The sequence below is a fragment of the Escherichia sp. E2661 genome, assembly GCF_004745185.1.
Lineage (GTDB): Bacteria > Pseudomonadota > Gammaproteobacteria > Enterobacterales > Enterobacteriaceae > Escherichia.
This window is the reverse complement of sequence record NZ_PDIG01000014.1, coordinates 93,160-113,430: the sequence shown is the minus strand read 5'-3', so window position 1 is coordinate 113,430 and position 20,271 is coordinate 93,160. Positions and strand designations below refer to the sequence as shown.

The 20,271-nt window shown below is 52.3% G+C and carries 21 protein-coding genes, 2 tRNA genes and 1 pseudogene; 14 read left to right on the top strand and 10 right to left on the bottom strand.

Features of this window, described 5'->3' with window-relative positions; translation table 11 throughout:
- The first annotated feature begins 12 nt into the window (after positions 1-12).
- The 4 genes from efp to sugE all read left to right on the top strand — a co-directional run bounded on the left by efp (position 13) and on the right by sugE (position 1,506).
- Positions 13-579, top strand: coding sequence for an elongation factor P (gene efp, locus CRI63_RS07740; RefSeq protein ID WP_000257278.1), 567 nt, complete (start codon positions 13-15; stop codon positions 577-579).
- A 51-nt stretch (positions 580-630) separates the two neighbouring features.
- A complete protein-coding gene (gene ecnA, locus CRI63_RS07735) occupies positions 631-756 on the top strand; it encodes a lipoprotein antitoxin entericidin A (protein ID WP_064525758.1) in 126 nt (41 codons plus the stop codon).
- Positions 757-866: 110 nt separating this feature from the next.
- A complete protein-coding gene (ecnB, locus tag CRI63_RS07730) occupies positions 867-1,013 on the top strand; it encodes a lipoprotein toxin entericidin B (RefSeq protein WP_000239596.1) in 147 nt (48 codons plus the stop codon).
- A 175-nt stretch (positions 1,014-1,188) separates the two neighbouring features.
- Positions 1,189-1,506 carry a quaternary ammonium compound efflux SMR transporter SugE gene (gene sugE / locus CRI63_RS07725; protein ID WP_130205961.1) on the top strand — a complete coding sequence of 106 codons (318 nt, stop codon included), beginning with the start codon at positions 1,189-1,191 and terminating at the stop codon, positions 1,504-1,506.
- On the opposite strand, the gene blc is transcribed toward sugE, so the two are convergent.
- From blc to frdA, 6 genes are all read right to left on the bottom strand, one after another.
- The gene (gene blc / locus CRI63_RS07720; RefSeq protein WP_130216743.1) at positions 1,503-2,036 is read right to left on the bottom strand and encodes a lipocalin Blc; all 534 of its coding nucleotides are present in this window, start codon (positions 2,034-2,036) and stop codon (positions 1,503-1,505) included. The two genes, sugE and blc, sit on opposite strands and share 4 nt — an antisense overlap.
- 87 nt (positions 2,037-2,123) lie before the next feature.
- Complete coding sequence (locus CRI63_RS07715) at positions 2,124-3,266, bottom strand: BlaEC family class C beta-lactamase (protein ID WP_135519120.1); 1,143 nt, start codon at positions 3,264-3,266, stop codon at positions 2,124-2,126.
- Positions 3,267-3,328: 62 nt separating this feature from the next.
- A complete protein-coding gene (gene frdD, locus CRI63_RS07710) occupies positions 3,329-3,688 on the bottom strand; it encodes a fumarate reductase subunit FrdD (RefSeq protein WP_000609663.1) in 360 nt (119 codons plus the stop codon).
- Between the two features lie 10 nt (positions 3,689-3,698).
- Complete coding sequence (frdC, locus tag CRI63_RS07705) at positions 3,699-4,094, bottom strand: fumarate reductase subunit FrdC (protein ID WP_001568431.1); 396 nt, start codon at positions 4,092-4,094, stop codon at positions 3,699-3,701.
- A gap of 10 nt (positions 4,095-4,104) precedes the next feature.
- Positions 4,105-4,839 (bottom strand): fumarate reductase iron-sulfur protein, encoded by a 735-nt coding sequence (frdB, locus tag CRI63_RS07700; protein ID WP_064525766.1) that lies wholly within the window; start codon positions 4,837-4,839, stop codon positions 4,105-4,107.
- Positions 4,832-6,640 carry a fumarate reductase (quinol) flavoprotein subunit gene (gene frdA / locus CRI63_RS07695; protein ID WP_130205969.1) on the bottom strand — a complete coding sequence of 603 codons (1,809 nt, stop codon included), beginning with the start codon at positions 6,638-6,640 and terminating at the stop codon, positions 4,832-4,834. Before frdA ends, frdB begins: the two co-directional genes overlap by 8 nt.
- 324 nt (positions 6,641-6,964) lie before the next feature.
- Here frdA and epmA point away from each other — a divergent pair, with 324 nt between their 5' ends.
- The 4 genes from epmA to CRI63_RS07675 all read left to right on the top strand — a co-directional run bounded on the left by epmA (position 6,965) and on the right by CRI63_RS07675 (position 10,340).
- Positions 6,965-7,942, top strand: a complete 978-nt coding sequence (gene epmA, locus CRI63_RS07690) for an elongation factor P--(R)-beta-lysine ligase (protein ID WP_000004771.1) — start codon at positions 6,965-6,967, stop codon at positions 7,940-7,942.
- Between the two features lie 218 nt (positions 7,943-8,160).
- Positions 8,161-9,663 (top strand): glutamate/gamma-aminobutyrate family transporter YjeM, encoded by a 1,503-nt coding sequence (gene yjeM / locus CRI63_RS07685; protein WP_130205971.1) that lies wholly within the window; start codon positions 8,161-8,163, stop codon positions 9,661-9,663.
- Positions 9,664-9,714: 51 nt separating this feature from the next.
- Complete coding sequence (gene yjeN, locus CRI63_RS07680; protein ID WP_135519117.1) at positions 9,715-10,029, top strand: protein YjeN; 315 nt, start codon at positions 9,715-9,717, stop codon at positions 10,027-10,029.
- Positions 10,026-10,340 (top strand): YjeO family protein, encoded by a 315-nt coding sequence (locus CRI63_RS07675; protein WP_135519114.1) that lies wholly within the window; start codon positions 10,026-10,028, stop codon positions 10,338-10,340. The genes yjeN and CRI63_RS07675 overlap by 4 nt, the downstream gene beginning before the upstream one ends.
- Before the next feature lie 30 nt (positions 10,341-10,370).
- On the opposite strand, the gene mscM is transcribed toward CRI63_RS07675, so the two are convergent.
- The 3 genes from mscM to rsgA all read right to left on the bottom strand — a co-directional run bounded on the left by mscM (position 10,371) and on the right by rsgA (position 15,833).
- Positions 10,371-13,694, bottom strand: coding sequence for a miniconductance mechanosensitive channel MscM (gene mscM, locus CRI63_RS07670; protein ID WP_135486761.1), 3,324 nt, complete (start codon positions 13,692-13,694; stop codon positions 10,371-10,373).
- A gap of 21 nt (positions 13,695-13,715) precedes the next feature.
- The gene (asd, locus tag CRI63_RS07665; RefSeq protein ID WP_130259511.1) at positions 13,716-14,684 is read right to left on the bottom strand and encodes an archaetidylserine decarboxylase; all 969 of its coding nucleotides are present in this window, start codon (positions 14,682-14,684) and stop codon (positions 13,716-13,718) included.
- Between the two features lie 96 nt (positions 14,685-14,780).
- Positions 14,781-15,833 (bottom strand): small ribosomal subunit biogenesis GTPase RsgA, encoded by a 1,053-nt coding sequence (rsgA, locus tag CRI63_RS07660; protein WP_130205979.1) that lies wholly within the window; start codon positions 15,831-15,833, stop codon positions 14,781-14,783.
- Between the two features lie 94 nt (positions 15,834-15,927).
- On the opposite strand from rsgA, the gene orn reads away from it, so the two are divergent.
- The 4 genes from orn to CRI63_RS07640 all read left to right on the top strand — a co-directional run bounded on the left by orn (position 15,928) and on the right by CRI63_RS07640 (position 17,157).
- On the top strand, positions 15,928-16,473 hold the full coding sequence (orn, locus tag CRI63_RS07655) for an oligoribonuclease (protein WP_064525781.1): 546 nt from the start codon (positions 15,928-15,930) through the stop codon (positions 16,471-16,473).
- Between the two features lie 210 nt (positions 16,474-16,683).
- Positions 16,684-16,759, top strand: a tRNA-Gly gene (locus tag CRI63_RS07650).
- Positions 16,760-16,794: 35 nt separating this feature from the next.
- A tRNA-Gly gene (locus CRI63_RS07645) sits at positions 16,795-16,870 on the top strand.
- Between the two features lie 233 nt (positions 16,871-17,103).
- The gene (locus CRI63_RS07640) at positions 17,104-17,157 is read left to right on the top strand and encodes a hypothetical protein (protein ID WP_100699686.1); all 54 of its coding nucleotides are present in this window, start codon (positions 17,104-17,106) and stop codon (positions 17,155-17,157) included.
- Here CRI63_RS07640 and queG read toward each other — a convergent pair.
- Complete coding sequence (queG, locus tag CRI63_RS07635; RefSeq protein ID WP_135519112.1) at positions 17,140-18,279, bottom strand: tRNA epoxyqueuosine(34) reductase QueG; 1,140 nt, start codon at positions 18,277-18,279, stop codon at positions 17,140-17,142. The genes CRI63_RS07640 and queG overlap by 18 nt on opposite strands.
- Here queG and nnr point away from each other — a divergent pair.
- Together nnr and tsaE are read left to right on the top strand one after the other, a co-directional pair.
- Positions 18,278-19,826 (top strand): annotated as a pseudogene (nnr, locus tag CRI63_RS07630) (bifunctional ADP-dependent NAD(P)H-hydrate dehydratase/NAD(P)H-hydrate epimerase). The gene queG and the pseudogene nnr sit on opposite strands and share 2 nt — an antisense overlap.
- The gene (gene tsaE, locus CRI63_RS07625; RefSeq protein ID WP_135490000.1) at positions 19,798-20,259 is read left to right on the top strand and encodes a tRNA (adenosine(37)-N6)-threonylcarbamoyltransferase complex ATPase subunit type 1 TsaE; all 462 of its coding nucleotides are present in this window, start codon (positions 19,798-19,800) and stop codon (positions 20,257-20,259) included. The pseudogene nnr and the gene tsaE overlap by 29 nt, the downstream one beginning before the upstream one ends.
- Positions 20,260-20,271 lie beyond the last annotated feature (12 nt).

Here is a 20,271-nt window from a genome sequence, read left to right as displayed (position 1 = left end):
TCAGAGGGCCTTATGGCAACGTACTATAGCAACGATTTTCGTGCTGGTCTTAAAATCATGTTAGATGGCGAACCTTACGCGGTTGAAGCCAGTGAATTCGTGAAACCGGGTAAAGGTCAGGCATTCGCTCGCGTTAAACTGCGCCGTCTACTGACTGGCACTCGCGTAGAAAAAACCTTCAAATCTACCGATTCCGCTGAAGGCGCTGATGTTGTCGATATGAACCTGACTTACCTGTACAACGACGGTGAGTTCTGGCACTTCATGAACAACGAAACTTTCGAGCAGCTGTCTGCTGATGCAAAAGCAATTGGCGACAACGCTAAGTGGCTGCTGGATCAGGCAGAGTGCATCGTAACTCTGTGGAATGGTCAGCCGATCTCCGTTACTCCGCCGAACTTCGTTGAACTGGAAATCGTTGATACCGATCCGGGTCTGAAAGGTGATACCGCAGGTACTGGCGGCAAACCGGCTACCCTGTCTACTGGCGCTGTGGTTAAAGTTCCGCTGTTCGTACAGATCGGCGAAGTCATCAAAGTGGATACCCGCTCTGGTGAATACGTATCTCGCGTGAAGTAATGCGGTTGTGGTGCGGCCTGTGGGCTGCACCATCACTTTCTCAGGCCAGAGATGATGAAACGCCTTATCCTTCTTGTTTTGCTTGCCAGTGCGCTGCTCACGGGCTGTAACACCGCACGCGGTTTTGGTGAAGACATTAAACATCTCGGTAATTCCATCTCTCGCGCAGCCAGCTAATTTTTCTTCTCTTCGTAAAAATCATCAGATTTCCGTCATTTTCGGTGGTGTTGTCTATTATTAATTTGCTATAGGCAAACACAAATAACATTACCTAAAAGGAAGACGTTATGGTGAAGAAGACAATTGCAGCGATCTTTTCTGTTCTGGTGCTTTCAACTGTATTGACTGCCTGCAACACCACGCGTGGCGTTGGTGAAGATATCTCCGACGGCGGTAACGCGATTTCTGGCGCAGCGACGAAAGCGCAGCAATAAGCAATAACGGTACGGCAGGTTTGTCGTGCCGTTTATTTTTTCAGCGATAGTCACTAAGGTAATAGTTGAAATTCCCCTGCCACCTGGCAAAATATCCGTTCAACCATCAGCTTTGCAGGACGACCTGCAAACGCTTCTTTTCACCGGGGACGGCCCCATTTCTCCGGAGTTTTATATGTCCTGGATTATTTTATTTATTGCTGGTTTGCTGGAAGTCGTCTGGGCTGTTGGCCTGAAATATACCCACGGCTTTAGTCGTTTGACGCCAAGTGTTATTACCGTGACGGCGATGATTGTCAGTATGGCGCTGCTCGCCTGGGCGATGAAGTCATTACCTGTAGGGACGGCTTATGCTGTCTGGACGGGGATTGGCGCAGTCGGCGCGGCTATCACCGGCATTGTGCTGCTCGGCGAGTCCGCTAACCCGATGCGCCTGGCAAGTCTGGCGTTAATTGTGGTGGGAATTATTGGTCTGAAGCTCAGTACTCACTAACTACCGGGCTGCTGTATCCAAATAAACTTACTAACATCAAACCCTTCCCGGGTTGCGACTGCCAGCATCTCCTGTTTAACTTCGTCAGAAATGGTTGGCGTGCGAGAGAGTATCCACAGGTAGTCGCGGTCCGGGCCGCAAACCAGCGCGTGGCGGTACTCCCGGTCGAGCGCGATGACATTATAACCGCCGTAGAATGGCCCAAAGAACGACACTTTCAGGGCTGCGCGACGCGGATCTCCAGTAAAGTAGGCTTTTCCTTCACTCTGCTGCCACATCTCTCTGTCTGGGTTATAGCCTTTATTAATGACATTCAGGCCGCCGTCATCCCGCAGGCTATACGTCGCGGTCACTTTCTCCAGCCCGCGTTCAAAACGGTGATCAAAACGGGCAATCTCATACCACGTACCCAAATAGCGTTTGGTATCGAAATTATTTACCACAGTCACGCCACGCGGCGGTGTGGGAGAACTACAGGCAACCACCAGAAATGCAGCTGTCGCTGCGGCAACGAGAGGGAGCAGGCGCATAAATGTTTCCTTACTGGTTTTTTCTAAGTGTAGATGACAGCAAGGAAATGCGAAGAAAAGGTCCGAAAATTCGGACCCGATGAAATTTTACTGTAGAGCGTTGAGAATCTGCCAGGCGGCGGTAACTCTCGCTGGATTGGGATAATTTTTGTTAGCCAGCATCACAATACCCAGCTCTTTTTCTGGGATAAACGCGACATAGCTACCAAATCCGCCGGTCGCACCTGTTTTATGCACCCATGATGACCGCACAGCAGGAGCAGGGGGCGTAATCGCTTTTACTGGGCTTGTCGCCAGCGCAATTTTACTGTCGCTGCCATTGATGATGCTGTCAGGATTTACCGGCCAGTCCAGCATTTCCCAGCCCAGGCCCTGATACATATCGCCGGTTTGCCAGTAGCGAGATTGCGCCAGTTGTATCCCTTGCTGAAGTGTTTTGTCGTTGATATCACGGGGATTCATATTGCTTCGTACCCAGCAGGCCATATCTTCAATCGTCGATTTTACACCGTAAGCTTCAGCATCCAGCGCCCCTGGCGAAACATGCACCGCCTTGCCCTCACGATATCCCCAGGCGTAATTCTTTTCTTCCGCTGATGGCACATTAATCCACGTATGGTTGAGTTTGAGTGGCTGGAAAACACGATTTTGCATCGCCTGTTCAAAGCTCAAACCAGACGGCTTCACAGCCAGTGCGCCGAACAAACCGATACTGGAGTTTGCATACAGACGTTGTGTTCCTGGCGCCCATTCAGGCTGCCAGTTTTTATAGAAGCGCAGCAAGTCGCTTGAGGATTTCACCTCATCCGGCACCTGTAACGGCAGGCCGCCAGCGGTGTAGGTTGCGAGATGTAATAGCGTGATCCCATTCCACTGTTTAGCGGTAAGTTCAGGCCAGTATTTTGTGACGGGATCGTTTAGATTGATTTCCCCTCGAGCAATAGCGTCACCACCAAGCACGCCAGTAAATGTTTTACTGACCGAGCCTAACTCAAACAACGTTTGCTGCGTGACGGGCCGCTTTTTTGCCACATCCGCGTAGCCCCAGGTAAAGTAATAAGGCTTACCCTGATAAATCACTGCAACGGCCATGCCGGGGATGTTTTGTTGCTCAACAAGTGGGGTAATTGTGTGATGCACAATATCGTTGATTTGTTGTTCGCTGTGGGGCGCGGCAAGAGTGGAGCAAGAGACGGTAATCAGTAAGGCGCAAAGCGTCGTTTTGAGCATAAGGTCTGGTTTCCATACAAAACGGCCCGCCATAGGCGGGCCGGATTTACATTGGCGATGCGTTAGATTGTAACGACACCAATCAGCGTGACAACTGTCAGGATAGCAGCCAGACCGTAGAAAACCCATTTGCCCGCAGGTACGTGGATTTTCAGATCGTGCATCGCGTGGTGCATACGGTGTAAACCACACCACAGCGGCAGAACGATCATCAGGAACAGGAATACGCGACCAATGAAGCTCTGCGCGAACGCCAGAACGCGCTCGTAGCTCAGTGCATCACCCGGAAACAGCCCCAGCGGCAGCAGAATACCCACCAGCAGGATCATCACCGGCGCAATAATTGCGCTCCACATACCACCGGCCCCGAAGAGGCCCCAGAATACCGGTTCGTCAGAACGCTTTGGATTTGGATTAATCATCTCAGGCTCCTTACCAGTACAGGGCAACAAACAGGATTACGATGGTGGCAACCACGGTTACCGCCCAGAGACTTTTGATAATTGGCTCTGGTCCCATTTTTTCGTCTTTTACAATGATATTGGCCGCTTTCGGTGCCAGTTCAAACCAGGTTTTGGTGTGCAGCAGGGCTGCCGCCAGAGTAATCAGGTTAATGATCACGATAACCGGGTTTTGTAAAAAGTCGACGAATCCCGCCCAGGTTTCCGGGCCATTTTTCAGGGCAAACAGCCCGAAAATCAGTTCAATGCTGAACCACACAGCCGGAACCGCTGTGCCTTCGCGCAGCATGTAAAAGCGATAAAACGGCAATTTTTTCCACCAGGTGGACGTCATTGGCCGTACATACGGTTTACGTTTAGTCGTCATGTTGCACTCCTTAGCGTGGTTTCAGGGTCGCGATAAGAAAGTCTTTTGAACTTTCTACTTTGCCCTGCTGAATGGCCGCAGCCGGATCGACGTGTTTCGGGCAGACTTCGGAGCAGTAGCCCACGAAAGTACAGCTCCATACGCCGTTCTGGCTGTTTAACTGCGCCATACGCTCCTTCTTACCGTGGTCGCGGCTATCTTCGTTATAACGATGTGCCAGCGTAATGGCAGCCGGACCGATGAACTCTGGGTTCAGGCCGAACTGCGGGCATGCGGCATAGCACAGACCACAGTTGATGCAACCGGAGAACTGGTGATACTTCGCCATCTGCGCCGGGGTCTGGATGTTAGTGCCCTGATCCGCGGTGCGGGAGTTGCCGATGATGTACGGTTTGATCGCTTCCAGACTTTCGATGAAGTGGGTCATATCGACCACCAGATCGCGTTCAATCGGGAAGTTAGCTAACGCTTCAACCTTCATGCCGTTGGTGTAGTCACGCAGGAAGGTTTTACATGCCAGTTTCGGCACGTTGTTAACCATCATGCCGCAGGAGCCACAAATCGCCATACGGCAGGACCAGCGGTAGCTCAGGTCCGGCGCAAGGTTGTCTTTGATATAGCCCAGCGCATCCAGCAATGAGGTGGTTTCATCATAAGGCACTTCATAGAATGCGCTATGCGGTGCGGTATCGACTTCCGGGTTATAACGCACCACCTCAATTTTCAGGTTTTTCATCTCAGCCATTCGCCTTCTCCTTCTTATTGGCTGCTTCCGCCTTATCAGCTGCATCCGCTTCGCCACCGTACATGCGTTTGGCCGGCGGCAGCTTAGTAATTTTCACGTCGCTGTACTCCAGGCGAGTAGTGCCATCAGCATCGCGGAAGGCGAGGGTGTGTTTGAGGAAGTTGATGTCGTCACGTTCAGTGCAACCTTCGTCCAGACGCTGGTGTGCGCCGCGGGACTCTTTACGTGCCATTGCGGAGTGCGCCATACATTCGGCAACGTTCAGACCGTGGCCCAACTCAATGGTGTAAAGCAGGTCGGTGTTGAACACGCTGGAAGTGTCGGTGATGCGAACGCGCTTGAAGCGTTCCTGCAGTTCCGCCAGCTTGTCGATGGTTTTCTGCATCAGTTCCGGCGTACGGTAGATACCGCAGCCTTCTTCCATGGCCAGGCCCATTTCGTCGCGGATCTTCGCCCAGTTTTCGCCGCCGTCCTGGTTAACCAGATCTTTCAGACGCTGTTCAACGCCAGCAACCTGGGCATTGATCGCTGCATCGTTGCCATTACCGGCAGTAGATGCGCGCTCCATTGCTTGCTCACCAGCCAGACGACCAAAGACCACCAGTTCCGCTAGGGAGTTGGAGCCCAGACGGTTTGCGCCGTGCAGACCTACAGAGGAACATTCGCCCACGGCGAACAGGCCCTTAATGCGGGTTTCGCAGTTCTGATCGGTTTCGATACCACCCATGGTGTAGTGCGCGGTCGGACGTACCGGAATCGGCTCTTTAACCGGATCGACGCCAACATAAGCTTTCGCCAGCTCACAGATGAACGGCAGACGTTCGTGCAGTTTTTTCTCGCCCAGGTGACGCAGGTCGAGGTAAACCACATCGCCACGCGGCGTGGAGATGGTGTTGCCTTTACGCCATTCGTGCCAGAAGGCCTGAGAAACTTTGTCGCGTGGACCCAGCTCCATGTATTTGTTTTTCGGCTCGCCCAGCGGAGTTTCCGGGCCCATGCCGTAGTCTTGCAGATAACGGTAGCCATTTTTGTTGACCAGAATACCGCCTTCGCCACGGCAACCTTCGGTCATCAGGATACCGGAACCCGGTAGGCCAGTCGGGTGATACTGAACGAACTCCATATCACGCAGCGGAACACCGTGGCTCAGCGCCATACCCATACCGTCGCCAGTAACGATGCCGCCGTTGGTGTTGTAACGATAAACACGGCCAGCGCCGCCGGTTGCCATCACCACTGCGTTGGCACGGATCTGCACCAGCGTACCTTCCATCATGTTCATTGCCACCAGGCCGCGAACATGACCATCATCAACCAGAATATCCAGCACGAAATGTTCGTCAAAACGCTGGATCTGCGGGAATTGCAGAGAGGTCTGGAACAGAGTGTGAAGCATATGGAAGCCGGTCTTATCTGCGGCGAACCAGGTACGCTCGATTTTCATGCCGCCGAAGCGACGTACGTTCACGCTACCATCCGGGCGACGGCTCCATGGGCATCCCCACAGTTCCAGTTGGGTCATTTCGGTTGGGCAGTGGTGGACGAAATAATCCACAACATCCTGCTCACATAACCAGTCGCCACCCGCTACTGTATCGTTAAAGTGATAATCGAAGCTGTCATGATCCTGCGCGACAGCGGCGGAGCCCCCTTCTGCAGCAACGGTATGGCTGCGCATTGGGTATACTTTTGAGATTAGTGCGATTTTTGCATTCGGATTTGCCTGCGCGGCAGCAATTGCAGCACGTAATCCCGCGCCACCGGCACCTACAATGGCAAGATCGGCTTGAAAGGTTTGCACGACATTCCTCCAGATTGTTTTTATCCCACATCCACGTACTTCAGGGTAAGTGCCTGAAAGTTACGGTCTGCGAACGCTATTCCACTGCTCCTTTATAGGTACAACAGTATAGTCTGATGGATAAGTCTGAAATTTGACGAGATCGATTTTTTTAGTGCGCAAGCGGGCTAAATTATCACTGAAGATGATTAATTTAATTACTAAACCATCAGATTGTGGTTTTTTTAGCCACCCCCTCTCGCTGAATGATTCCTGCGTAAAATTTGTCTCGCCGTCGCGTTGCGAGTAGACTTCGTGCCCTTGTTAAAAACTGGAGATTTCACTATGAGCGAAACGGCATCCTGGCAGCCGAGCGCATCCATTCCTAACTTATTAAAACGCGCGGCGATTATGGCGGAGATCCGTCGTTTCTTTGCCGATCGTGGAGTGCTGGAGGTGGAGACGCCTTGTATGAGCCAGGCGACGGTAACCGATATTCATTTGGTCCCGTTTGAGACACGTTTCGTTGGCCCCGGACACTCTCAGGGGATGAATCTCTGGTTAATGACCAGCCCTGAATATCACATGAAACGCCTGCTGGTTGCCGGTTGTGGCCCAGTATTCCAGCTGTGCCGCAGCTTCCGTAATGAAGAGATGGGGCGTTATCACAACCCTGAGTTCACGATGCTGGAGTGGTATCGGCCGCATTATGATATGTACCGGTTGATGAACGAAGTTGACGATCTTCTGCAGCAAGTACTGGATTGCCCGGCTGCAGAAAGCCTTTCTTATCAGCAAGCCTTCTTACGTTATCTGGAAATTGATCCGCTCTCAGCTGATAAAACGCAGCTGCGGGAAGTGGCGGCGAAACTGGATCTGAGCAACGTTGCCGATACCGAAGAAGATCGCGATACACTGTTGCAGTTGCTGTTTACCTTTGGTGTGGAACCGAACATTGGTAAAGAAAAACCGACCTTTGTTTATCATTTCCCTGCCAGTCAGGCATCACTGGCGCAAATCAGTACCGAAGATCATCGGGTCGCAGAGCGCTTCGAGGTCTACTACAAAGGTATTGAGCTGGCGAATGGTTTCCACGAATTAACGGACGCCCGTGAACAGCAACAACGCTTTGAGCAGGATAACCGCAAACGTGCGGCGCGTGGTTTACCGCAGCATCCAATTGACCAAAACCTCATAGAAGCTCTGAAAGTCGGTATGCCTGACTGCTCCGGCGTGGCTCTGGGCGTTGATCGTCTGGTGATGTTGGCGCTGGGCGCGGAGACGCTTGCGGAAGTGATTGCCTTTAGCGTTGACCGGGCATAATTCTGAAAAATCATCTAATTAACCGCACAGAATGGCGTTGTAACGCCATTCTGTAGCAGATGTTTTCATTTTTCTGCTGAAGGCCACAATTTAAGACTGGATATTTGCTATCATCCAGGTATCAATTCTGTATGGTTTTTTATTGCGGCCCGTCAATCGATGGGTAGTGCAGTTCAGTGCGCGCGTTTTATACATGTGCTAACACGAAGGATAATTTCATGCCTCACACGATAAAAAAGATGAGTCTGATAGGGCTCATATTGATGATCTTTACTTCAGTATTTGGGTTTGCCAATAGCCCGGCAGCTTATTATTTAATGGGGTATAGTGCGATTCCCTTTTATATATTTTCTGCATTATTATTTTTTATACCATTTGCCTTAATGATGGCAGAGATGGGCGCGGCGTATCGCAAAGAAGAAGGCGGCATCTATTCCTGGATGAATAATAGTGTCGGACCACGTTTCGCCTTTATCGGCACATTTATGTGGTTTTCCTCTTATATCATCTGGATGGTGAGTACCTCAGCTAAAGTCTGGGTACCATTTTCTACGTTCCTCTACGGTACCGACATGACTCAGCACTGGCGCATTGCTGGCCTGGAGCCAACGCAGGTAGTGGGTCTGCTGGCGGTGGCATGGATGATCCTGGTTACCGTGGTTGCTTCAAAAGGGATTAATAAAATTGCTCGTATTACTGCAGTAGGTGGTATTGCAGTAATGTGTCTTAATTTAGTATTACTGTTAGTGAGCATTGCCATTTTGTTATTAAATGGTGGCCATTTTGCACAGGATATTAATTTCGTGGTATCGCCGAATCCAGGATATCAATCCGGTCTGGCGATGTTATCGTTTGTGGTATTTGCCATTTTCGCTTACGGCGGAATTGAAGCGGTTGGTGGTCTGGTAGATAAAACAGAAAACCCAGAAAAGAACTTTGCCAAAGGTATTGTTTTTGCCGCTATTGTTATTTCAATCGGTTATTCGCTGGCGATATTTTTATGGGGCGTCAGCACTAACTGGCAGCAGGTATTAAGTAATGGTTCCGTTAACCTTGGCAATATCACCTATGTACTGATGAAAAGCCTGGGGATGACGCTGGGTAACGTGCTGCATTTGTCACCTGAAGCGTCATTGTCGCTGGGCGTATGGTTTGCGCGTATTACCGGGCTTTCGATGTTCCTGGCTTACACCGGCGCGTTCTTTACACTTTGCTACTCGCCACTAAAAGCGATCATCCAGGGTACGCCGAAAGCGTTATGGCCGGAACCGATGACGCGCCTGAACGCCATGGGCATGCCGTCTATCGCCATGTGGATGCAGTGCGGGCTGGTTACTGTCTTCATCCTGCTGGTTTCGTTTGGCGGTGGTACCGCATCAGCGTTCTTTAACAAGCTGACGCTGATGGCGAACGTTTCCATGACGCTTCCCTATCTGTTCCTTGCGCTGGCTTTCCCATTCTTTAAAGCACGTCAGGATCTCGACAGACCATTTGTGATTTTCAAAACACACATGTCGGCAACGATCGCGACAGTGGTGGTGGTACTGGTGGTGACGTTTGCGAACGTTTTCACCATTATCCAGCCAGTGGTTGAAGCCGGAGACTGGGATAGCACATTGTGGATGGTTGGCGGCCCTGTCTTCTTTTCGCTGTTAGCGATGGCGATTTACCAGAACTATTGCAGCAGAGTGGCAAAAAATCCGCAGTGGGCGGCTGAGTAATCAGATGCCCTATCGTCGGCCTGACGATAGGGCATAAATACAGGGAATGTTTTGGATGACAACAGCCGGGACCCGGCAATAACCGAAGATGAAATCAGGGCGCTGCAATTTTCTGCGCAGGACGTTGCAGAAATAGAGCACGTTATCCTTTCTTTTGCCGATGTTCGCTACACCCGTAAAGTGGCGATGGTGGTCGGTAATACCATTAATACCCTCAAAGATCGCGACGGGAATCGGTGGGGAAACCTGCCGGATATCTATTGCGCTTATCTTATTAGATGTCTGGTTTTTCGCGGAGAATTAGTGGGATACGGCGATTTGTTTCGTATGCGTTTTAGCGAAATTAAGCGACCGATTACCTCATGAGTGCGCGCATGTTTGTTTTGTGCTGCATCTGGTTCATTGTGGCGTTCCTCTGGATAACCATCACTTCCACACTGGACAAAGAGTGGATGATTGATGAAGGCGGGGTTAAAAACATCTGCGATGTGCTGGAGTATCTGGAAAATGACGATACCCGTGATGTCGGTGTGATATTGACGTTGCCGCTCTTTTTCCCTTTTCTCTGGTTCGCGCTGCGGCGAAAAAAAGGCGGCTGGTTTATGTACGTCACCGCGCTGGTTATTTTCGGCTATTGGCTGTGGCAGTTTTTCCTGCGCTATCAGTTTTGTTTGTGAGCCGGATGGGTTCATCCGGCCACAAAGACCTTACAAACTTCCCGCCTGGCGACCTTTGCCCGCAGAAGTTAGTGTTCTCCCCGTTTGTTTACCATTCAGGCTTTCCAGACGCATCTGGAAGGGCGGGAATGGCATATCAATACCGTGGGCGTGGAAGCCCGCCAGAATCAGTTGATGGATTTCATGGCGCAGCGGCATGCGGTGACCCATTTCTGCGGCGTAAATACGCAGCTCGAAAATCTGAATCCCTTGCTGTAGATCCACCAGGAAGACTTCCGGCGCCGGGTTGTCGATCACCAGCGAGCAGCGGCGCGCTGCGGTGAGCAGGATTTCCGTCACTTCTTCACTGTTGGCATCAGCAGGGGCCGGAATCGTCAACACCACGCGCGTGACCGAGTCAGAGAGCGACCAGTTGATAAACTGCTCAGTAATAAACGCCTTGTTCGGCACGATAATCTCTTTGCGGTCCCAGTCGCTGATGGTGGTGGCGCGGGTGTTAATTTTCGTCACGCTGCCGGTAAGATCGCGGATCGTTACCGTATCGCCAATGCGAATCGGTTTTTCGAACAGGATAATCAGGCCAGAGATAAAGTTGGCGAAAATCTCCTGCAAACCAAAACCGAGACCAACACCGAGCGCGGCGACCAGCCACTGCAATTTCGACCACTCAATACCAATCATTGAGAAGCCGACCAACCCGCCAATCAGCATCAGCAGATATTTGGTGATGGTGGTGATGGCGTAGCCCGTACCCGGCGTTAAATCCAGATGCTGCAAAATCGCCAGTTCCAGCAGCGCGGGCAGGTTGCGCACCAGCTGCGTGGTGATGATAAACACCAGAATGGCAATCAGCACCGCGCCGAGGGTGATCGGCTCCAGGCTTTCTACGCCCTGTACCGTGGACGTAACATCCCACAGCGAAATATTTTCGAGGAAGCCGAAAGCGGAATGGATTTCTGACCACAGCACAATGACCGAAAGCAAGGCGATCAACATCAAAATTGAGCGCACCAGCCGCAAGGATTGCGCACTGATGGCATCGAGATCGACTTCGCTTTCATCGACTTCAATTGCTCCTTCCGGGCTACTGTGATGATGCGCTTCCTCTTCGCCACGCGCGCGCTGCGCTAACATCTCTGCCCGGCGATGCTTCGCCCGGTCAAACGCCAGCCTGCGGCGCTGGATCAGCATCCAGCGGCGGATAACGTGGTAAACCACCAACAGCAGGAACCAGATGGCGACCGAGGTTTCAAGCCTTGCTAACAGCGCCTGTGCCGTTGCCAGGTAACCGACTGCCGCTGCCAGAATAGCGACCAGCGGCGCGCCAATCATCATGTTCCATAACATATGGTTGGTAATGTTATCGCCGCTTCCCTCTTTGTTGAGGTACAGCGGGATCCCCGCTTTTTTCAAACTGAGGGTGACCACTGCCAGTGCACCGCAAATGAGGATGAAGCAAAGACGTCCCAGCGAACCGGAAAACTCGCGGTCGTCGAGATTATCGAACATCATCAGCGCCATAATCAGCGGCACGATAAGCCCGATGCTCATCAGGTAGTAGCGCATCCCGCGGGAAACACGTTCGCGCGGCCAGCCAAAATGGGCAATAAACAAGCCGTTAGGGCGGGCAAAGGTGGCGCAAATCATTACTACCCACAGCAGCGGCACGGTGGCCGTTACGCCATCGCCAATCGCTACCGCTAGCGGATAAGGCCACGCCTCGCGCAAGCCATAACCCAGCGTCATCCACAGCACCGGTAGCGGTGACGCGACGAGAATCGACCAGAAAAGAGTGCGTAATGTCAGCCAGAAGTGATCCTGAGTCACTTTGCCGACTTTCGCTGCCGAACGTTCGAGAAAACGGGTGAAATAGCGACGCGAGTAAATACTGCAACCGACCAGAATCAACGCGCCAAACAGCGGCAAAATCGTCTCTTTGCTGGTCAGCATCATGATGCTGGCTTTACCTAACTGACTGAAGGTGTCCAGCGAAATGAGACGACGCAGATCCTGGGCGATTTCCAGTGGCCAGGCGATGGTCATCGGGCGCACGTCAGAGGTCCAGAACAGATAGCGGTGCGTCGCTTCGTTCACCTCTTTCAGCGCATCTTCCAGTTGCCCGTTGGAGACTTTCAGCTTGGTCAGTTCCAGTAGTAGCGTGTCGCCACCCTGCAACAATGAGTTCAGCAACTCACGCTGAGTGCGCAGTTGTGCTTCGAGAATACGGTTTTGCTCGGCGGTCAGCGGCTGACCGTCAGCCTGAAGGATTTGTCGCAGTTGCGGTTGTTTATTGAGTAGATCCTCATAGTGCAACCGTTGCACGCGCAACTGCGCCATTTCGGTATCAAGTTGTTGCGGTTTCGGCATTTCCGGCAGTCGTGCCACCTGCGCTCGCAACGCTTCGCCGAGCAGGTTGGACGCTCCCAACCATTGTGACTGCTCGCGCAGGGTATTCAGCGCCTGCCGGACCTGTAATGTCTGGCTGGCAGCCTGACGCTGTTGCGAAGCGACGAGATCCATTCGCTGCGCCTGCTGATTCAGCGCCGCCGAAAGCTCGCGGTTAATTTTGAATTGCGCGACGATATCTTTCGGTAAATCGGCACTGCTTTCTGCCAGCAGTTCGGTGCTTTCCAGCGCCCGCTCCGCCTCAAGCTGGCGTTGGCTGTTCAACTGATTACGTAAGGCCTGCAAATACGCATCCAGCTGCTGGCTCTCTTTTTCCGCCAGCTCAGAGCGCAAGCGCGCTAATTCCTGGCGGTTATTGGCAGACAGCTGCGCCAGCTCCAGTTCATCAACGAGCGCTTTCAGGCGTGCGGAGTCAGACTGTAACGCGAAATTTTGTGCCTGATTAAGCGGGGTATTGCCGGTAAGCGTTCCCAGGCGGCGCTCGATTTCATTTAACTGACGACGGGCATCGGTTTGCTGTTGCGGCAGTTGATTCAATGAATCCGCTATCTCGCGGGCGCGTTCCTGCTCTTGTTGGGCCTGACGGCTTTTATCCAGCAACTGACTGCTGACCTGGAGAATTTCCTGATTCAGCGCGTCGGTAGACATTCCCGGCGACACGCTGCGCGGCTCGTCACGCATGTTGTTTAATTGTGCGCGCAGAGTAGCAGAGAGTTTCGGATAATTATCAATGACTTCTTGGTATTGCTTGATGCGCTCAAGGGAACTTTTTCGTTCCTCAAGCGCATTTAAGGCAGACTGGAGCGCCTCTACGACTTCCGGCTGCACGGGTTTCGCCGCTTTTGCCTGCTCCAGTTCCTGGGTGATTTGTTTGCTATCGGGGGCCGTCGCGGCGTACGCCCCCCAACTGAGGCACCAGGCCATCAGAAAAGTGATAATCAGGCGCACGTCAGCGTTTCCTTTGATGGATTAGACCTGGTCTTTTTTATCGTCAACCAATGGGCTGGCGTCGTGTTCTGCTTCGATCTCTTCAGCAGGAAGCGGGGCTGGTTCAGCGTCTGGCGTAACAAAGGTTTCGGTAGATACTGCCAGCGGCTGGCCAATTTTCGTGACAGACAGGCTTTCCAGTTGCTCAACCAGGTTTACTTTACCCGGTGCAAACAGGTTGATAACGGTAGAGCCAAGTTTAAAGCGACCCATTTCCTGGCCTTTCAGCAGCGCCACAGAACCGTCGTTTTCCCCGGCAGGCCAGGTCCAGCGTTTGATGATGCCTTCGCGCGGCGGCGTAATGGTGCCCGCCCAGACCGTCTCAATGCTGCCTACAATCGTCGCCCCGACCAGAATCTGCGCCATCGGGCCAAATTCGGTATCGAACAGGCAGATCACGCGTTCGTTACGGGCAAACAGATTTGGCACGTTCTGAGCAGTGAGATGGTTAACGGAGAAGAGATCGCCCGGTACGTAGATCATCTCACGCAAAATACCGTTGCACGGCATGTGTACGCGGTGATAGTCACGCGGGGAGAGGTAAGTGGTCACAAACGTACCATTGCGGAAAAGATCCGCCATCAGATAGTTGCCCGCCAGCAGGGCTTCGAGGCTGTAATTGTGGCCTTTGGCTTGCAGGATTTTATCTTCTTCGATTTTACCTAACTGGCTGATAACGCCATCGGCAGGCATGACCAGTACATTCGGATCGGTATTGATTGGGCGTACTTCGTCACGCAGCGGACGGACAAAAAATTCGTTAAAGGAGCGGTAGCTGGCAGTATCCGGCTTCTGCGCCTCTTGCATGTCGACTTTGTAGTATTTAACGAACAGATCGATAACCAGTTTTGTCAGCCATCCTGCTCGCTTGCTTGCGCCCCAACCCGCCAGGCGAGTAAGCCATAGTTTCGGCAGAATGTACTGTAGCGAAAGTTTAAATGAATTTAACAAAGTAGCCTCCAGGCCATTGTTTTGTCGTTCCTGATCCGGCGTACATGCCGGATCCTGAAAAAAAGGGGACGATTCTAACGACGGTTAGCTTAATTGTCAGTCATCCGTATCAGAAAAGTTTTTACGCGTTTTTACCTGCGCCATGCTTTCCAGAATACGGTGATAGTTTTCGAAACGGGTTTCCGCGATTTTCCCTTCGTCAACGGCTTCACGGATAGCGCAGCCCGGATCGGTATCGTGTTTGCAATCGCGGTATTTGCACAGACCTAAGTAGTCATGGAATTCGACAAAACCGTGAGTGATTTGTTCCGGCTCGAGATGCCAGAGTCCGAATTCGCGTACCCCAGGAGAATCAATCACATCTCCGCCGTGCGGGAAGTGATACAACCGAGCGGCAGTAGTGGTGTGCTGGCCCAGACCTGAGTTGTCAGAGACATCGTTGGTCAGGATCTCTTTTTGCAGCCCCAGCAACGCGTTCAGCAGGCTGGATTTGCCGACGCCAGATTGCCCGGCAAAAATGCTGATGCGTCCGGTCAATGCCTCTTCCAGCGGTTTCAGCCCATCCTGAGTATGGCTGGAAACCATCAATACGCGATAACCGATGTTGCGGTAGATATCCATCTGTTCGTTGACGAACGCCATGCCTTCGTCGTCCAACAGGTCTATCTTATTGAGCACAATAATCGGCTCAATCTGCAAGGTTTCGCAGGCTACCAGGTAACGGTCGATAATATTGAGCGACAGCTCCGGCAAAATGGCGGAGACAATAACAATCTGATCGATGTTGGCGGCGATGGGTTTCACGCCGTCGTAGAAATCCGGGCGTGTTAACACCGAGGTGCGCTCATGCACCGCTTCCACGATCCCTTTGACATTTACGCCTTCCGCCGCCGGTTTACCCGGACGCCAGACTACGCGGTCGCCGGTTACCAGTGAACGGATGGTGCGGCGAATATTGCAGCGGTGAACGTCGCCATCGGCGGACTCCACATCAGCGTGCATGCCAAAGCGGCTGATGACGATACCTTCATCAGGCTCGCCAAACAGATTGTCGTCGTAATCGGGCTTCTCCTTAGACGTTTTAAGACGACGCTGGTGATTGGCGTTCACGCGGCGCTGCTGGCCTTTGGAGAGTTTATTTTTACTCAATCGTACAGACTCCTGGTCGCCCCTGATGGGCAAAACATCTATGATACACGCAATTGTGGATCAATATAGTCACTGTGAATGGGTGGAAAATAGCATGAGTGCCAATGAAAACAACCTGATTTGGATCGATCTTGAGATGACCGGTCTGGATCCCGAGCGTGATCGCATTATTGAGATTGCCACGCTGGTGACCGATGCCAACCTGAATATTCTGGCAGAAGGGCCGACCATTGCAGTACATCAGTCTGACGAACAGCTGGCGCTGATGGATGACTGGAACGTCCGTACCCATACTGCCAGCGGGCTGGTGGAGCGCGTGAAAGCGAGCACGATGGGCGATCGTGAAGCAGAACTGGCGACGCTCGAATTTTTAAAACAGTGGGTGCCTGCGGGTAAATCGCCTATCTGCGGTAACAGCATCGGTCAGGATCGCCGCTTCCTTTTCAAATACATGCCGGAACTGGAATCGTACTTCCACTACCGCTATCTCGATGTCAGCACGCTGAAAGAGCTGGCGCGCCGCTGGAAGCCGGAAATTCTCGACGGTTTTACCAAGCAGGGGACGCATCAGGCGATGGATGATATCCGCGAATCAGTTGCGGAACTGGCTTACTACCGCGAGCATTTCATCAAGCTGTAAAATTCTTCCTGGTCACGTAACCGCCGGAATCCACTTGCGGTGGCGTGATTTTGACGCTAAATTGAACGCCTTGCTGATAATTTCAGCACTTGAGATAAAAATTCGAAAAATTTTTTTTAGGGGGGTTGCAGAGGGAAAGATTTCTCGTATAATGCGCCTCCCGTAACGACGCAGAAATGCGAAATTACGAAAGCAAAAATTAAGTAGTACGCGGGAATAGCTCAGTTGGTAGAGCACGACCTTGCCAAGGTCGGGGTCGCGAGTTCGAGTCTCGTTTCCCGCTCCAAAATTTGAAAGTGCTGCAGAGCACAGACCACCCAAGCGGGAATAGCTCAGTTGGTAGAGCACGACCTTGCCAAGGTCGGGGTCGCGAGTTCGAGTCTCGTTTCCCGCTCCAAATTCTTCTCCCAATAAAATATCCACAGCGACGCGATGCGTTATTGCTGGTTTTTGTTGCCTCTGACAAACTCTTGTAAACAGAGTTATCCACAGGTCCGGGCTGTAATCTTAATTTCAGAAAAACTTCGCACGGTGAATAGTATTTTTTTAACTTGTTGATATATAAATTGAAAATTAAGATTGTATTTTGTCGTATCGATCACTTGACGATGATATTCGTCTTGAATTGCAATGCGTTTTTATTTTTATTCACAAGCTGTGGATGAATCAGGCGTCACGTGGTAGTCCCTTTTCAATTACACGAACCAGACGCTGTTTTTTCGGCAATTGCACTTCAACCACGCACGCATTTCGTCTCTCGATTTGCTGCGCAATCGCCCACGCTATATGCTCATCAAGAAGTGGGTGCTCACCTTTACGACTTTCCAGCGCCGTCAGAATCGCTTCATCCCAGGGCGCATTGCCTAATGCTACGGCGATATTACGCAGCCAACGCAGGTGACCTATACGGCGAATCGCCGATCCTTCCGTGACTTTTAAGAATTTCTCTTCGCTCCATGCAAAAAGCTCAATGAGTTCCGGTGCGTGTAGTGGTTTGCGCGGGCTGAAATCGTCTTCAGTTGTCAGTTGTGAATAGCGATTCCACGGACAAATAAGCTGACAGTCATCACAGCCGTAAATACGGTTTCCCATTAACGGTCGCAACTCTTCCGGGATAGCCCCTTCCAGCTCAATCGTCAGATAAGAAATACAACGGCGAGCATCGACGGTATATGGCTCGACGATGGCGCCGGTCGGGCAAATCGTCATACAGGCCACGCATTTACCGCATCCATCCTCGACCGGTTGATCCACGGGCAGAGGAATATCGACCAGCAATTCACCTAAAAAGAAGAACGAACCGGCCTCGCGATTGAGGATAAGTGAGTGCTTACCTGTCCAGCCAAGTCCAGCTTTTTCAGCTAACGGGCGCTCGAGAATAGGCGCAGAATCGACAAACGGTCTAAAATTCAGCGAAACACAATGTTGCTGAATCATCTCGCCCAGCTTTTTGAGTCGGTTGCGCAGAAGCTTGTGATAGTCACGGCCCAGCGCATAACGGCTAACATAGCCGAGTTTGGGATTTTTCAGCGTGCTGGCAAATGCGGCGTTGGCAGGAAGATAATTCATCCGCACGCTGATCACGCGCAGCGTACCGGGCAATAATTCGTGAGGGCGAGCGCGCAGCATACCGTGACGCGCCATCCAGTCCATTTCGCCGTGGTACTGTTTGTCCAGCCATGCTTGCAGTTTGGGCTCGGACTCGCTGAGATCGGTATCGGTAATACCTACCTGCTGAAAGCCCAGTTCCAGCCCCCACTGTTTAATTTTTTGCGCTAACTGATTGAGATCGAGGGGCTCTGACATGACGGACCATACAATGAAGAAAAACCCCGTAAGTATACCACACACCGTCTGGCACGCCGACGATATCCGCCGCGGAGAACGTGAGGCGGCAGATGCGCTGGGGCGTCACACTCTATGAGCTGATGCTTCGCGCTGGCGAAGCCGCATTCCAGGTGTGTCGTTCGGCTTATCCTGACGCCCGCCACTGGCTGGTGCTGTGCGGTCATGGTAATAACGGCGGCGATGGCTACGTGGTCGCGCGGCTGGCCAAAGCGATCGGTATTGATGTCACGCTGCTGGCCCAGGAAAGTGACAAACCGTTGCCGGAAGAGGCCGCGCTGGCACGCGAGGCATGGTTAAACGCGGGAGGCGAAATCCATGCGACGAATATTGTCTGGCCCGAATCGGTGGATCTGATTGTTGATGCGCTGCTCGGCACCGGATTGCAGCAAGCGCCGCGCAAATCCATTAGCCAGTTAATCGACCACGCTAATTCCCATCCTGCGCCGATTGTGGCGGTTGATATTCCTTCCGGCCTGTTGGCGGAAACCGGCGCCACGCCAGGCGCGGTGATCAACGCCGATCACATCATCACCTTTATTGCGCTGAAACCTGGCTTGCTCACCGGGAAAGCGCGGGATGTTACCGGACAACTGCATTTTGATTCGCTGGGGCTGGATAGCTGGCTGGCAGGTCAGAAGACGAAAATTCAGCGGTTTTCGGCAGAACAACTTTCTCACTGGCTGAAACCGCGTCGCCCGACTTCGCATAAAGGCGATCACGGGCGGCTGGTGATTATCGGTGGCGATCACGGCACGGCAGGAGCTATTCGTATGACAGGAGAAGCGGCGCTGCGTGCTGGCGCTGGTTTGGTCAGAGTGCTGACCCGCAGTGAAAACATTGCGCCGCTGCTGACCGCACGACCGGAATTGATGGTGCATGAACTGACTATGGACTCTCTTACCGAAAGCCTGGAATGGGCCGATGTGGTGGTGATTGGTCCCGGTCTGGGCCAGCAAGAGTGGGGGAAAAAAGCCCTGCAAAAAGTTGAGAATTTTCGCAAACCGATGTTGTGGGATGCCGATGCATTGAACCTGCTGGCAATCAATCCCGATAAGCGTCACAATCGCGTGATCACGCCGCATCCTGGCGAGGCCGCGCGGTTGTTGGGCTGTTCCGTAGCAGAAATTGAAAGTGACCGCTTACATTGCGCCCAACGTCTGGTACAACGTTATGGCGGCGTAGCGGTGCTGAAAGGTGCCGGAACCGTGGTCGCCGCCCATCCTGACGCTTTAGGCATTATTGATGCCGGAAATGCAGGCATGGCGAGCGGCGGCATGGGCGATGTGCTCTCTGGTATTATTGGCGCATTGCTTGGGCAAAAACTGTCGCCGTATGATGCAGCCTGTGCAGGCTGTGTCGCACACGGCGCGGCAGCTGACGTACTGGCGGCGCGTTTTGGTACGCGCGGGATGCTGGCAACCGATCTCTTTTCCACGCTACAGCGTATTGTTAACCCGGAAGTGACTGATAAAAAACATGATGAATCGAGTAATTCCGCTCCCTGATGAGCAGGCAACATTAGACCTGGGCGAGCGGGTAGCGAAAGCCTGCGAAGGTGCAACCGTAATCTATCTGTATGGCGATTTAGGCGCAGGTAAAACCACCTTTAGCCGGGGTTTTTTACAGGCTCTGGGTCATCAGGGTAATGTCAAAAGCCCCACTTATACGCTGGTCGAACCCTATACGCTCGACAACATAATGGTTTATCACTTTGATTTGTACCGCCTTGCCGATCCCGAGGAGCTGGAGTTTATGGGGATCCGCGATTATTTTGCCAACGATGCCATCTGCCTGGTGGAGTGGCCACAACAAGGTACAGGTGTTCTTCCTGACCCGGATGTCGAAATACACATTGATTATCAGGCACAAGGCCGTGAGGCGCGCGTGAGTGCGGTTTCCTCTGCGGGTGAATTGTTGCTGGCGCGTTTAGCCGGTTAACCTTTGAAAGGT